General features: G+C 75.3%; 12 protein-coding genes. 9 read left to right on the top strand and 3 right to left on the bottom strand.

Annotated features, from left to right (window positions below):
• The coding region (locus KK617_RS17395) for a helicase-related protein (RefSeq protein WP_277501435.1) at nucleotides 1-2,019 on the top strand (2,019 nt) is incomplete at its 5' end.
• 8 nt (nucleotides 2,020-2,027) lie between these two features.
• Entirely contained in the window at nucleotides 2,028-2,582 is a 555-nt protein-coding gene (locus tag KK617_RS17400; RefSeq protein WP_277501437.1) for a GNAT family protein, read from the top strand.
• Nucleotides 2,583-2,595: 13 nt separating this feature from the next.
• Here KK617_RS17400 and KK617_RS17405 read toward each other — a convergent pair whose 3' ends face one another.
• Together KK617_RS17405 and KK617_RS17410 are read right to left on the bottom strand one after the other, a co-directional pair.
• Nucleotides 2,596-3,252: an SDR family oxidoreductase gene (locus KK617_RS17405; RefSeq protein WP_277501438.1), complete on the bottom strand. Its 657-nt coding sequence runs from the start codon at nucleotides 3,250-3,252 to the stop codon at nucleotides 2,596-2,598.
• 67 nt (nucleotides 3,253-3,319) lie between these two features.
• Nucleotides 3,320-4,255 (bottom strand): 5'-3' exonuclease, encoded by a 936-nt coding sequence (locus KK617_RS17410; protein WP_277501439.1) that lies wholly within the window; start codon nucleotides 4,253-4,255, stop codon nucleotides 3,320-3,322.
• Between the two features lie 36 nt (nucleotides 4,256-4,291).
• Here KK617_RS17410 and KK617_RS17415 point away from each other — a divergent pair, with 36 nt between their 5' ends.
• Nucleotides 4,292-4,729, top strand: a complete 438-nt coding sequence (locus KK617_RS17415; RefSeq protein WP_277501440.1) for an Lrp/AsnC family transcriptional regulator — start codon at nucleotides 4,292-4,294, stop codon at nucleotides 4,727-4,729.
• Between the two features lie 55 nt (nucleotides 4,730-4,784).
• Here KK617_RS17415 and KK617_RS17420 read toward each other — a convergent pair whose 3' ends face one another.
• Nucleotides 4,785-6,203, bottom strand: a complete 1,419-nt coding sequence (locus KK617_RS17420; protein ID WP_277501441.1) for a lysine 2,3-aminomutase — start codon at nucleotides 6,201-6,203, stop codon at nucleotides 4,785-4,787.
• A gap of 126 nt (nucleotides 6,204-6,329) precedes the next feature.
• Between KK617_RS17420 and KK617_RS17425 the strand changes: the two genes are divergently transcribed.
• The 6 genes from KK617_RS17425 to KK617_RS17450 all read left to right on the top strand — a co-directional run bounded on the left by KK617_RS17425 (nucleotide 6,330) and on the right by KK617_RS17450 (nucleotide 13,156).
• The gene (locus KK617_RS17425) at nucleotides 6,330-7,415 is read left to right on the top strand and encodes an L-erythro-3,5-diaminohexanoate dehydrogenase (protein WP_277501442.1); all 1,086 of its coding nucleotides are present in this window, start codon (nucleotides 6,330-6,332) and stop codon (nucleotides 7,413-7,415) included.
• Complete coding sequence (locus KK617_RS17430) at nucleotides 7,412-8,977, top strand: lysine 5,6-aminomutase subunit alpha (RefSeq protein ID WP_277501443.1); 1,566 nt, start codon at nucleotides 7,412-7,414, stop codon at nucleotides 8,975-8,977. The genes KK617_RS17425 and KK617_RS17430 overlap by 4 nt, the downstream gene beginning before the upstream one ends.
• On the top strand, nucleotides 8,974-9,795 hold the full coding sequence (locus KK617_RS17435; RefSeq protein ID WP_277501444.1) for an OAM dimerization domain-containing protein: 822 nt from the start codon (nucleotides 8,974-8,976) through the stop codon (nucleotides 9,793-9,795). Before KK617_RS17430 ends, KK617_RS17435 begins: the two co-directional genes overlap by 4 nt.
• A complete protein-coding gene (locus KK617_RS17440; RefSeq protein ID WP_277501445.1) occupies nucleotides 9,792-10,265 on the top strand; it encodes a hotdog domain-containing protein in 474 nt (157 codons plus the stop codon). The genes KK617_RS17435 and KK617_RS17440 overlap by 4 nt, the downstream gene beginning before the upstream one ends.
• Nucleotides 10,266-10,706: 441 nt before the next feature.
• The gene (gene lnt, locus KK617_RS17445; RefSeq protein WP_277501446.1) at nucleotides 10,707-12,398 is read left to right on the top strand and encodes an apolipoprotein N-acyltransferase; all 1,692 of its coding nucleotides are present in this window, start codon (nucleotides 10,707-10,709) and stop codon (nucleotides 12,396-12,398) included.
• Nucleotides 12,395-13,156: a polyprenol monophosphomannose synthase gene (locus KK617_RS17450; RefSeq protein WP_277501447.1), complete on the top strand. Its 762-nt coding sequence runs from the start codon at nucleotides 12,395-12,397 to the stop codon at nucleotides 13,154-13,156. The genes lnt and KK617_RS17450 overlap by 4 nt, the downstream gene beginning before the upstream one ends.
• Nucleotides 13,157-13,237 lie beyond the last annotated feature (81 nt).

Genomic DNA, 13,237 nt, shown 5'->3' on the forward strand with positions numbered 1-13,237 from the left:
CAACGGGGCGGGCGCACCCAGGGCGGCGCGGGCGCCGGGCGGGGCCGCGACGTCGGCAACGGCCGGCGCGTGTGGGTGCCCAGCCGGGCCGACGTGGTGGAGCGGCTCGAGCGCGCCGGGCTGCTGCCGGCGATCACCTTCATCTTCAGCCGGGCCGGCTGCGACGCCGCGGTGCAGCAGTGCCTGGAGGCCGACATCCGGCTGACGACCGCCGAGGAGGAGGCCGAGATCCGCGCGTACGTCGCGGAGCGGGCCGCCCACCTCCCGCGGGCCGACCGCAAGGTGCTGCGCCACGACGAGTTCGCCGAGGGGCTGGCCCGCGGCGTCGCGGCCCACCACGCCGGCATGCTGCCCACGTTCAAGGAGTGCGTGGAGGAGCTGTTCGTGCGCGGCCTCGTGCGCGCCGTCTTCGCCACCGAGACCCTGGCGCTGGGCATCAACATGCCCGCCCGCACCGTCGTGCTGGAGAAGCTGAGCAAGTGGAACGGCGAGACCCACGCCGACATCACGCCGGGGGAGTACACGCAGCTCACCGGCCGCGCCGGGCGCCGCGGGCTCGACGTCGAGGGCCACGCCGTCGTGCTGTGGCAGCAGGGGATGAACCCGGCCGAGGTCGCCGGCCTCGCCTCGACGCGGACCTACCCGCTCCGCTCGTCGTTCCGCCCGTCGTACAACATGGCCGTCAACCTCGTGCACCGCTTCGGCACCGACCGCTCCCGCCAGCTGCTGGAGAGCTCCTTCGCCCAGTTCCAGGCCGACAAGGCCGTCGTCGGGCTCGCCCGCCAGCTGCGCAAGAGCGACGACGCTCTCACCGGCTACGCGGAGGCCGCGACGTGCGACAAGGGCGACTTCATGGAGTACGCCGCGCTCCGCCGCCGCGTGGGCGAGGCCGAGAAGGCGGGCGCCCGCGCCCGGCGCCTCGACCGCCGCGGCGAGGTCGTCGGCTCGCTCGTCCGCCTCAAGCGCGGCGACGTCATCCACGTGCCCGCCGGCAAGTTCGCCGGCTTCGCCGTGGTGGTCGACCCCGGCCTCGGCGAGGACGAGCCGCGGCCCTCCGTGGTCACGGTCGAGCGCCAGGCCCGGCGCCTGGGCCTCATGGACTTCCCCGAGCCCGTGCGGGCGCTCAGCCGCATCCGCGTGCCGAAGTCGTTCGACGGCCGCAACCCCGGGATGCGCCGCGACCTGGCGACGACCCTGCGCAACCACGTGCGCACCCTGCGGGTGCCGCCGCCGACTGCCCCGACGGGCCGCGACGGCGCGGACGGTGTCGACGAGGCGCAGCGCGCCGAGGTCGCCCGGCTGCGCGCCGAGGTCCGGGCCCACCCGTGCCACGACTGCCCCGACCGGGAGGACCACGCCCGCTGGGCCGAGCGCTGGGCGAAGCTCGACGCCGAGGCGCAGACGCTGCGCCGGCGCATCGAGTCCCGCACCAACACGATCGCGCGGCAGTTCGACCGGGTCAGCGAGGTGCTGACGACGCTCGGCTACCTCGAGGACGACGAGGTCACCGACCGCGGCCGCGCCCTCATGCGGCTCTACTCCGAGCTCGACCTCGTCGCGGCGGAGGCGTTGCGGGCGGGCACGTGGAGCGGCCTGAACGCCCCCGAGCTGGCCTCGGCGCTCTCCGTGCTGGTCTTCGAGTCCCGGCGCAGCGACGACCCCCGCGGCCCGCGCATCCCGGCCGGTCCGGTCGCGGACGCGGTCAGCACCACGCGCCGGCTGTGGGCCGACCTGTCGGCGCTCGAGCGCCGCCACAAGCTCGACCAGCTGCGCGAGCCCGACGCGGGGTTCACCTGGCCCGCCCTCGCCTGGGCGCGGGGGGACGACCTCGACGACATCCTGCGGGAGACCGGCATGCCGGCGGGCGACTTCGTCCGGGTGGTCAAGCAGCTGCTCGACGTCGTCGACCAGGTGGCGAACGCGACGCAGGACGGTGCGCTGCGCCGTACCGCCCGGGAGGCCGCCGGGCTGCTCGACCGCGGCATCGTCGCGTTCAGCACGCTCGGCACCGAGGTGTGAGCGGGCCGGTGCTCCGGCCGTGGCGCCTGGACGACGCGCCCGCGGTGCTGGCGGTCTTCTCGGCCTCGGACGACCTGGACCGGCAGTACCCGTGGCCGGTGCGCAACCTCGCCGACGCCGCCGCGTGCGTGGAGCGCATGCTCGCGTGGCAGCCCGACCCGGCGGCGGGGGAGCGCTACGCCTTCGCCGTGCTCGACGACGGCGTGCCGGTCGCCAACGTCGCGCTGACCGACGTCGCGCGCACCCACGACACCGCCTGGGTCTCCTACTTCTCCTCGGGCGCGGTGCGGGGCCGCGGGCTGGTACGTCGCGCGCTCGCCGCCGTCGTCACCCACGCCTTCGACGAGCTGGGCCTGCACCGCCTGGAGCTGGGCCACCGCGTCGACAACCCGGCCTCGGCGGCCGTGGCCGAGGCCGTCGGGTTCGTGCCCGAGGGCGTCGAGCGGGAGCGGCTGCGGTACGGCGCGACACGCCACGACGTGCGCCGCATGGCGTTGCTGGCCCACGACGCACGACCGGCCCCCCGCCAGGGCGAGGAGCCGGTGAGGATCGTGCTGGGCTGAGGCAGCCCGCGGGTCACTCCGCGGTGGCCACGGCCTCGGCGATCGGGGTGGGACCGTTGACGAGCTCCCACTGGCGGCCGATGGAGCGGGCGTCACCGAGGCAGACGGCGACGACGGCGGCGACGTCCGCGCGCGTGACGGTGCTCCGCTCGACCTCGCTCGCGAGGGTGACGGAACCGGTCGGCGGGTCGTCGGTGAGACCGCCCGGGCGGATGATCGTCCAGTCCAGGCCCGAGGCGCGCAGCGCCTTGTCGGCGTCGCGCTTCGCCGCGACGTACTCCTTCCACACCGGCTCGGTGTCGTCCGGGACGGGCTGGTCGACGCCGATGGCGGAGATCTGCACGACGCGGCGCACGCCGGCCTCCCGTGCCCCGGCGATCGTGCCGAGCGCGCCGCCGAGGTCGACGGTGCGCTTGCGCTCGATCTTGCCGTCGGGTCCGCCCCCCGCCGCGAAGACGACCGCCTCGACGCCCGTCAACGCGTCCGTGTAGTGGCGCGTCGTGCTGTTCTCGATGTCGAGCTCGCGCACCTCGGCGCCGAGCGCCTCGAGGTCGGGCGCGTACGCCAGCGTCCGCACCAGCGCGACCGGCGTGTGCCCGGCCGCCACCAGCAGGGGGTGCAGGTGGCGGGCGATCTGACCATTTCCTCCGACGACTGCGATGCGTGCCATGACCTCCACCGTACGGCGGCCCCGGTCGGGCGCCCCGTCGGGCGCCCGTCGGGCGCCGGTCGGGCGCTCAGTCCAGCGCGAGGAGCGCGGCCGTGAGCCGCTCGGCGCTGGTGCCGAGGTCCCAGCGCTCGGTGAGCGCAGCCGCCGCGTCGGCGTCGAACGTGGAGCCGGGGATGCGCAGGTCGACGTCGCGCACGGGCAGGTCCCGCACCACGGCGACGACCTGCGGGGCGACGTCGAGGTAGTCCGACGCCGCGGCGACCTTGGCCCGGACGCCGGGCGCCATGTCGGACGCCGGGTCGGCGGCCGCCGCGCGGATGCCGGCGATGTCGCCGAAGCGGCCCAGGAGCGTCGCGGCGGTCTTGTCGCCGGCACCCTTGACGCCCGGCAGCCCGTCGGAGGCGTCCCCGCGCAGGGTGGCGAAGTCGGCGTACTGGTCGGCGCGCACGCCGTACTTCTCCCGCACCACGTCCTCGGTGACGCGCTCGTGGCGGCCCACGCCCCGGGCGGTGTAGAGCACGCGCACCTGGGCGGCGTCGTCGACGAGCTGGAAGAGGTCGCGGTCGCCGGTGACGACGTCGACCGGCATGCCGGCGCCGGTGGCGAGGGTGCCGATGACGTCGTCGGCCTCGTGCTCGGGCGCGCCCACGACGGGCAGCCCCCAGGCCGCCAGCACCTCGCGGATGACCGGCACCTGCAGCTCGAGGGGGTCCGGCACCTCCTCGACGTCGGGGTCGGCCTCCCGCACCTCCACGACGCGGTGCGCCTTGTAGGTCGGCAGCAGGTCGACGCGCCACTGCGGGCGCCAGTCGTCGTCCCAGCAGCAGGCCAGGTGGGTGGGCTCGTACTCCCCGACGAGCCGCGTGACGAAGTCCATGAGGCCGCGCACGGCGTTGACCGGGGTGCCGTCCGGCGCCCGCATCGAGTCGGGGACGCCGAAGAAGGCGCGGAAGTAGAGCGACGCGGTGTCGAGCAGCAGGAGGCGCGGGGCACGGTGGGGCACGCGCCGATCCTGCCACGAGTGGTTAGCCTGTCCGGCGTGGAAGAGACGGACCGCAAGATCCTCGCCCTGCTCGCCCAGGACGGCCGGATGTCCTTCACCGAGCTGGGGCGGGGCACCGGACTCTCGACGTCGGCCGTGCACCAGCGGGTGAAGCGGCTCGAGCAGCGGGGCCTCATCCGCGGGTACGGCGCGACGATCGACTACGACCAGCTGGGGCTGCCGCTCACGGCGTTCATCTCGATCCGCCCCATCGACCCCTCGCAGCCGGACGACTGCCCCGAGCGGCTGCGCGACATCGTCGAGATCGAGTCGTGCTGGTCGGTCGCGGGGGAGGAGTCCTACATCCTCAAGGCCCGGGTCGAGACCCCGGCGCTCCTCGAGGGCCTGCTGGCCCGCATCCGGGCGGCGGCGAACGTGTCGACGCGCACGACGATGGTGCTGACCACGTTCTACGAGAACCGCCCCGTCACCTGAGGCCCGGTGTCACCCCGGCCTTCCCCCCGGCCTTCCCCCCGGCTCACGCCCCGGCTCACACCCCGGCCGGCACCGCGCCCGCGGCGGTGAGGGCCTGCTGCTCGCGCCACCACGCCCGGCCCTCCTCGCCGAGGGTGTGGATCGGGTCGTAGTAGTGGTACTCGCGGCTGAGCGCCGCGGGGTCGTCGGCCTCGATGGACGTGCGGTAGTTCTTCGTCCACCCCGTGATGCCGCGCACCGCGTCGTACGACGACACCTGGTGCACCCAGCGCTTGCCGACGAACGGCACGTCGCACACGATGCGCGGCGTGGCGAAACCGGGCAGGTAGCCCATGATCGCGGTCTGCAGCCGCTGCGCCTCGGCGACGGAGACCCGCCAGTGCTCGGCGGCCGGGATCATGTCGCACAGGTAGAGGTAGTACGGCGTGATGCCCGCCCCGTCGAGCAGCGCGAAGCTGAGGTCGAGCAGGTCGTGGGCGTCGGCGTTGACCCCGGCCAGCAGCACGCCCTGGTTGCGCACGTCGCGCAGGCCGGCCTCCAGCAGCGCGCGGGAGGCACGGGCCACCAGCGGCGTCACCGAGGCCGCGTGGTTGGCGTGGGTGTGCAGCGCCAGCGACACCCCGCGCGAGCGCGCCGTGCGCGCCACGCGCTCCACCCCGGCCAGCACGTCGTCGGCCAGCCAGTGCTGGGGCAGGCCCACGAGGGCCTTCGTGGCGAGCCGCACGTCGCGGATGTTGTCGATCTGCAGCAGCGCGTCGAGGAACGCCTCGAGCCGGGGCCACGGCATGTTCGCGACGTCGCCGCCCGAGACGACGACGTCCCGCACCGCGGGGGTACGGCGCAGGTAGGCCAGCATGTCCTCGAGCCGGTCGCCGGGACGCCCGAGGAACTTCAGCTTCGGCACCGCGGGGGTGGAGGTGCCGACGAGGTCCATCCGTGTGCAGTGCCCGCAGTACTGGGGGCAGGTGGCGACGAGCTCGGCCAGCACCTTGGTGGGGTAGCGGTGGGTGAGGCCCTCGGTGGCCCACATGTCGTGCTCGTGGAGCGAGTCGCGGGCGGCGTGGGGGTGCGAGGGCCAGTCGGTGCGCCGGTCGGAGTGCACGGGCAGCATGTAGTGCCGCACGGGGTCGGCGTACCAGGCCGCGGTCAGCGAGCCGGGCCCTGCCGGGCTCACGTGCGCCGCGATGGTGTTGACCATCTGGGGCGGCAGCAGCATCGACATGGTGGCGGTCTCGGCCTGGTCGCGCTCGAGGTCGGCGTGGAAGGCGTCGTCGACGAGGTCCCCGAGCAGGTCCCGCAGCTGGCGGACGTTCTTCACGCAGTGCGCCCGCTGCCACTGCGCCGAGGCCCACTCCTGCGCGGTGACGTCGCGCCAGCCCGGGAACCGGCGCCAGTCGGGCTCCACCAGCTCGGTGCGCGCGTAGACGTAGGGCTGCGGCGTGCCCACCGGACCGGTCGCGCTGTCGAGGCTCATGGGTCCCTCCGGACGTGTCGGCGTGGTCGTTGCCGCGGGAGGCGGCCTCTGCCACAGTAGGCGGAGATCGTCCTGCGTGTCGATCATCACGCCGGACGATCTGTCGTCCAGACCGGGAGTCGCCCCATGTCGTTGACCCAGCAGGCCCTGCCCGCCGCCGATCCTGTCGGCCTGCACCGCGTGCTCGACCGTCCCCGCGTGCTGCCCCAGGCCGCCACGCGCCTGGACGCCCGCCCGGAGGTGGCGGACGACGAGGTGCGCGTGCGGGTCGAGCGGCTCAACCTCGACGCGGCGTCCCACCGCCAGCTCGTCGAGCAGCACCGGGGGCCTGACGGGGCTCTCGACGTGCCGGCGCTGCGCGCGCACGTGGGGGCGATCGTGGCCGAGCGCGGCAAGATGCAGAACCCCGTCACGGGCTCCGGCGGCATGCTGCTCGGCACCGTCGAGGAGGTCGGGCCGCGCTCCCCGCTCGGCCTGCGGGTGGGGGACCGCGTCGCCACGCTCGTCTCCCTGTCCCTGACCCCGCTGGTGCTCGCCGACGGCCTGGAGCGGTGGGACGGGCGCGGCGAGCAGGTGCCCACCGACGGGCACGCCATCCTGTTCGGCCGCTCGGTCGCGGCCGTGCTCCCCGGCGACCTCCCCGACCACCTCGCCCTGGCGGTGATGGACGTCTGCGGCGCGCCCGCGCTCACCCGCCGCGTCGTGGCGGACCACCGCGCACGCGACGGGCGCGCCCCGGTGGTGGCGGTCGTGGGCGCCGCGGGCAAGTCCGGCTCGCTGTCGCTGGCCGCCGCCCGGGAGGCCGGAGCGGCGCGCGTGGTCGGCGTCGTCCCCGTCGAGGCGGAGCGGGCGGCGCTCGAGGCCACCGGGCTCGCGGACGCGGTCGTGCTCGCCGACGCGCGGGACCCGGTCGCGCTGCGCGACGCGGTCGCCGCCGGCGGGGGTCCGGCCGACGTCACCGTCGTCTGCGTCGACGTGCCGGGCTGCGAGGGCGGCGCGGTGCTCGCCACCGCCGACCGCGGCACCGTCGTCTTCTTCTCCATGGCCACGTCCTTCACTGCCGCGGCGCTCGGCGCGGAGGGCCTCGCGGCCGACGTGACGATGCTCGTGGGCAACGGCTACGTGCCGGGCCACGCGGCGTACGCCCTCGACCTCGTGCGCACGGTGCCCGCCGTGCGCGCCCTGCTCGAGCAGCGGGAGGCCCGCCGGTGAAGCTGCACCTGCCGCCCGCGACCGTACGGCGGGCCCGCGAGCTCGCGGCCCGCGTCGGGCAGCCCGTGGTCGACCTCGCCCGCGCGCACACCACCGTCGCCGTCGAGCGGGCCACGCTGCGCCTCGCGGGCGTGCCCGGCGCGGACGCGGAGGGCACGCCCTGGGTCAACCGGCTCGTCGACGTGCTGGGCGAGGACCTCGGCGAGGAGGCGCTCGCGCACGGGGTCGTCGTGCCGGTGTGGGACGCCCTGCTGCGCGGGGAGGCCGACGACCTGCCGTCCCTGGCGCAGAAGGCGGCCGCCGGCTCGGTGCGCTTCCGCCTGCCGACGGGCGCCGACGCGCGCGCGGCCCGTGCGGCCGCGGACGGCCCCGTCGCCGCGGGCCTGGCCCGGGTCGATGCCCGGCGTGCCGAGCGCGACCGACTGCTGCGCGAGGTGGGGGACGCGCCGCGGACCCCGTGGATCTACCTCATCGTCGCCACGGGCGACATCCACGAGGACGTGCCCCAGGCGCAGGCCGCCGCCCGCGCCGGGGCCGACGTCATCGCGGTGATCCGCAGCACGGGGCAGAGCCTGCTCGACTTCGTGCCGGAGGGCGCGACGCGGGAGGGCTTCGCCGGCACGTACGCGACGCAGGAGAACTTCCGGCTCATGCGCGCCGCGCTGGACGAGACGAGCCGCGAGCTGGGCCGCTACGTGCGGCTCACCAACTACGCCAGCGGGCTGTGCATGCCCGAGATCGCCGTGCTCGCCGGCCTCGAGCGGCTCGACATGATGCTCAACGACTCGATGTACGGGATCCTCTTCCGCGACATCAACCCGGTGCGCACCTTCGTCGACCAGCGGTTCAGCCGGCAGGTGCACGCCCGCGCAGGCATCGTCATCAACACGGGCGAGGACAACTACCTCACGACCGCCGACGCGGTCGAGGCGGCGCACACGGTGACGACGAGCCAGCTGCTCAACGAGTTCTTCGCCCGCGAGGCGGGCCTGGAGACCTGGCAGCTCGGCCTCGGCCACGCCTTCGAGATCGACCCGGCGGTGCCCGACTCGTTCCGCCTGGAGCTCGCGCACGCCCTGCTCGCCCGGGAGCTCTTCCCCGACGCCCCGCTCAAGTGGATGCCGCCCACGCGGCACATGACGGGCGACGTCTTCCGCGGCTACCTGCTCGACGGGTTCTTCAACCTCGCGGGCGCCCTGACCGGTCAGGGCATCCTGCTCGTCGGGATGATGACGGAGGCCGTCGTCACGCCCTGGCTCTCCGACCGCGACCTGGCCCTGCAGAACGTCCGCTACGTCCTCGACGCCGCCGGCCGCCTCCACGAGGACTTCCACCCGGCCCCCGACGGCGTCATCGTCCAGCGGGCCCACCAGGTGCTCGCCGAGTCCGTCGACCTGCTCGAGCGGATCCTCACGCACGAGCGGGGCCTGCTCGACGTCATCGCCGACGGCACCTTCGGCCTCATGCGCCGCCCGCCCGACGGCGGCCGCGGCCTCGACGGCGTCCGCGTCAAGGCGGACGACTACCACAACCCGGCCACCGACCTGCTGGAGGCGACGTGACCAGCGCACCGACCGACGCCCGCACCGACGTACCGGCACCCCCGACCCCCGCGCCGCCGCCAGACGCGGGCGCGTCACCGGGGCGCCGCGTGCTCCCGTACGGCGACACCACCGGCGACGGGATGGTGCAGCTCTCCTTTACCCTCCCGCTGCCGCACGACAAGGTCGCGGAGGGCGCCGCGGAGCAGCTCGCCGCGAAGATGGGCATGGACCCGGCGATGGTCGTGCACGCCCGGCCCGTCGGGGACGGGTTCACCTTCTTCGTCGTCTACGGCCGCGTGCGCCACGTCGTCGACACCGCCCGGGTCGAGGTCGTCGAGCGCGACTACCCGCTGCTCGGCCCCAAGGAGGCCAACCTCGCGATCCGCGAGAGCCTGCAGCGGCGCCTCGTCGTGGTGGGCGCCTGCATCGGCACCGACGCCCACACGGTCGGCATCGACGCCATCCTCAACGTGAAGGGGTTCGCGGGGGAGAAGGGGCTGGAGTACTACCGCGAGATCAAGGTCGTGAACCTCGGCGCCCAGGTCGCCGTGCCCGCCCTCGTCGCCGCGGCCGTGGCCGAGCAGGCGGACGCCGTGCTGGTCTCGCAGGTGGTCACGCAGCGCGACGCGCACCTGCTCAACACCCGCGAGATGGCGGCGGCCTTCCGCGAGGCCTACCCGCCCGCCCGGCGGCCGCTGCTCGTGGTGGGCGGGCCCCGCTTCGACGAGCGGATGGCCGACGAGCTCGGCGTCGACCGGGTGTTCGCCCGCGGCACCACCCCGGGCGAGGTCGCGAGCTTCCTCGTCGACCGCGTGCGTCGGCGGGTGGCGGCGTGAGCGCCCCGGGGACGGGCCCCTCGGTCAGCCCCGTCGTCGGCCCCGTCGTCGGCCCCGTCGTCGGCCCCGCCGCCGGCCCCGTCGTCGGCACCGTCGTCACCCACCGCCGGTACGTCGCGCACTCCCACGCGCACTACGCCGGGGGCCTGGTCGACGGTGCCTTCGGCCTCGGGCTGTTCGGCGACGTGGCCACGGAGATGTGCATCCGCACGGACGGCGACGAGGGCCTGTTCGCCTCCTACGACGACGTCCAGTTCCTCGCCCCCGTGCGGGCCGGGGACGTCGTCGAGGTGCGCGCCGAGCTGGTCGCCGTGGGGCGTCGCTCCCGTCGCTTAGCGCTCGAGCTGCGGGTCGTCGCCCGGGGTGCGGGGACCCCTGGGCGCCCCGGCGCGGCCGTGCTGCTGGACGAGCCGCTGCTCGCGACCCGGGCGTCCGGGACCGTCGTGGTCCCGGGCCCCGAGGCGGCCTAGCCCGCACGACGGCGTGTCCGGCGGCGACACGCCGCGCGGGCACGGGAAACGCGGAGAAATTCGGGCGGGGCCGTCCCCGCGCTGACCTGCGCTGATAGTGCATCGGCCCAGGTCAGCGCAACATTGACACACTCCGGGGTCACCGGAAGTCTGTGCCGGGTTCACCTAGGGCAGTTCGCGCGTGGGAGCCGAGATGCCGAGCGGTGGGTCGACGGGTCGCGCACCACTTCCCGACCGGCCGTCCGACTCGCTCGGGTCCCTCGCTGCGGTGGTGGACGCGGAGGGGGTTGCGTGGTCCGTAGACAACTTCTCGGTCCCGGCAGCCGGCCGGGCCCGCGTCGGTCCGAAGGCCACGCCGACCCCCTCCGCCCTGCGGAGGGTCGCCGCGAGTTCACGCCGACGATCCCGGGGCGTCACGTCGGGTGGGCTACCTTTCCCCGCATGCCCGCGTCGTCCCGCCTCCGCGTGCTGCTGGCGGTGCTGGCGGGTCTCGTCGGCTCCGCCGCGTTCGACCCCGTGGGGCTCGTCCTGTGCGGCCCGCTGGCCGTCGCGGGCCTGGCGCTCGCCGTCCGCGGCACGCGGGTGCGCACGGCCCTGGCCCTCGGCACGCTGTTCGGCGCCGCCTTCCAGTTCGCGCTCCTGTGGTGGATGCGCGCCGTCGGGCCCGAGGCCTGGATCGCGCTCTCCCTCATCGAGACGCTCTACTACGCGCTGCTGGGCCCGGTCGTCATGGCGTTGCAGCGCGTGCGGGGCTGGCCGCTGTGGGTCGCCGCCGCGTGGGTCGCCTGCGAGGAGCTCCGCGGCACCTGGCCGTTCGGCGGCTTCCCCTGGGGCCGATTGGCGTTCGGCACCGCCGACACCCCGTTCTCCGCGCTGCTGCCCTGGGTGGGCACCGCGGGCACCAGCCTCGTGCTGGCCCTGCTCGGCACCCTCCTGGCCGCGGCCGTCGTGGCCCTGCGCGCCGAGGGTCGCGCGCTCGGTCGGGACCGGCGCCGGGTGGCGCGGCTCGTCGTACCCCTCGGGGTGCTGGGAGCCGTCGTCGCGCTCGCCGCGCTCCGGCCCTACGAGGTGCCCACGACGGGTCCGGTGGTGCCCGTCGCCGCGGTCCAGGGCGACGTGCCCGGGGCCGGTGACGACGTCGTGCCCGTGCACCGCGAGGTCACCGAGAACCACGTCCGCACCACCGTCGAGCTGGCCGACCGCATCGCCGCCGGCACCTCCCCGACGCCCGCCTTCGTGCTGTGGCCCGAGAACTCGACCGCCGTCGACCCCTTCACCGACCGCTCGACCACCGCGGGCATCGAGGAGGCCGTCGCCGCCGTCGGCGTGCCCGTCGTCGTCGGGGGCATGGTCGACGCGCCGGCCGAGGGCCAGGTGCTCAACCAGGGCATCGTGTGGGACGACGTCACCGGCCCCGGCGACCGCTACGCGAAGCGCCACCCGGTGCCGTTCGGCGAGTTCATCCCGTTCCGCAACGCCGGCCTCGCCTCGATCGTCGACGACTTCGACCTGATCCCGCGCGACATGGTCGCGGGCACGCGCGACACCCCGCTGGAGGTCGCCGGCATCCGGGTGGGCAACGCGATCTGCTTCGACGTGGCGTACGACGACGGGTTCCGCGACCAGGTGCGTGCGGGGGCCCAGGTGCTCACCGTGCAGACCTCCAACGCCATGTTCATCCGCACCCACCAGGTCGACCAGCAGTTCGAGATCACGCGCCTGCGGGCGATCGAGTCGGGCAAGTACCTCGTCGTGGCCGCCATCAACGGCCAGAGCGCCGTGGTCGCCCCGGACGGCGAGGTCGTCAGCTCCATCGACCGCCGCACGCGGGGCGTCGTCGAGGCCGAGGTCGTGCTCAACGACGTGGTGACCCCGGGGCTCCGGCTCGGGCCGTGGATCGCCGCGGGCGTCACCGCCGCCACCGCGCTGCCCCTGCTCGGCCTCGTGCTCGCCGGTCTCGGCGGGGCTCGGCTGCGGCGGCGTACCGTGGACGGCGGGCACGACGGCGCCCCAGCACAGGCACAGGCACAGGCACAGGCAGGGGGCACGACCGGCCCGGCAGGGCAGACCGACCAGACCGGGTCCGCAGGGGCCCGGGGGACCGCAGGCACGACGAGGGAGACCGTGGGATGAGCCACAGCGACCTGGGGCGCGGCGTGGTCGTCGTGCCGACCTACAACGAGGCGCTCAACCTGGAGGCGGTCGTCGCCCGGGTGCGGGCCGCGCAGCCCGCGCTCGACGTGCTCGTGGTCGACGACGGGTCGCCGGACGGCACCGGCGCCATCGCCGATCGCCTCGCGGCCGCGGACCCCGCTGTGAGCGTCCTGCACCGCACCGAGAAGGCCGGCCTGGGGGCGGCGTACCTCCACGGCTTCGCCGTGGCGCTCGAGCGCGGCTACGACGTCGTGGGCGAGATGGACGCCGACGGCTCGCACCAGCCCGAGCAGCTGGGCCGGCTCCTCGACGCCCTCGCGTCGGCCGACCTCGTCATCGGCTCCCGGTGGGTGCGCGGCGGCTCGGTGGTGAACTGGCCGTGGAGCCGCATGGCGCTCTCGCGCGGCGGCAACCTCTACGTGCGCCTCCTGCTCGGCATCCGGGTGCGGGACGCGACCGCCGGCTTCCGCCTCTTCCGCCGCACGACGCTCGAGAAGATCGATCTGGCGTCCGTGCAGTCGACCGGCTACGTCTTCCAGACCGACCTCACGTGGCGCACGCTGCAGGCCGGTCTCGTCGTCACCGAGGTGCCGATCGAGTTCGTCGAGCGCGAGCGCGGCGAGTCGAAGATGACGGGCGCGGTGGCGGGGGAGTCGCTGCGGCGCATCACCCGCTGGGGCCTGCGGGAGCGCCGACGTCAGCTGCGCCGGTTCGTGCGCGAGCGCCGCCGCCCGTGAGCTCCGCGTCGCACGTCCCGCTGACGCCCGGGGGAAGGCCGGGGCGGCCCGGCGGCCCCGCCGGTCGCCGGCCGGCCGGCA

Origin of the sequence: Nocardioides sp. ChNu-99 (assembly GCF_029493445.1) — a bacterium.
Classification (GTDB): Bacteria; Actinomycetota; Actinomycetes; order Propionibacteriales; family Nocardioidaceae; genus Nocardioides.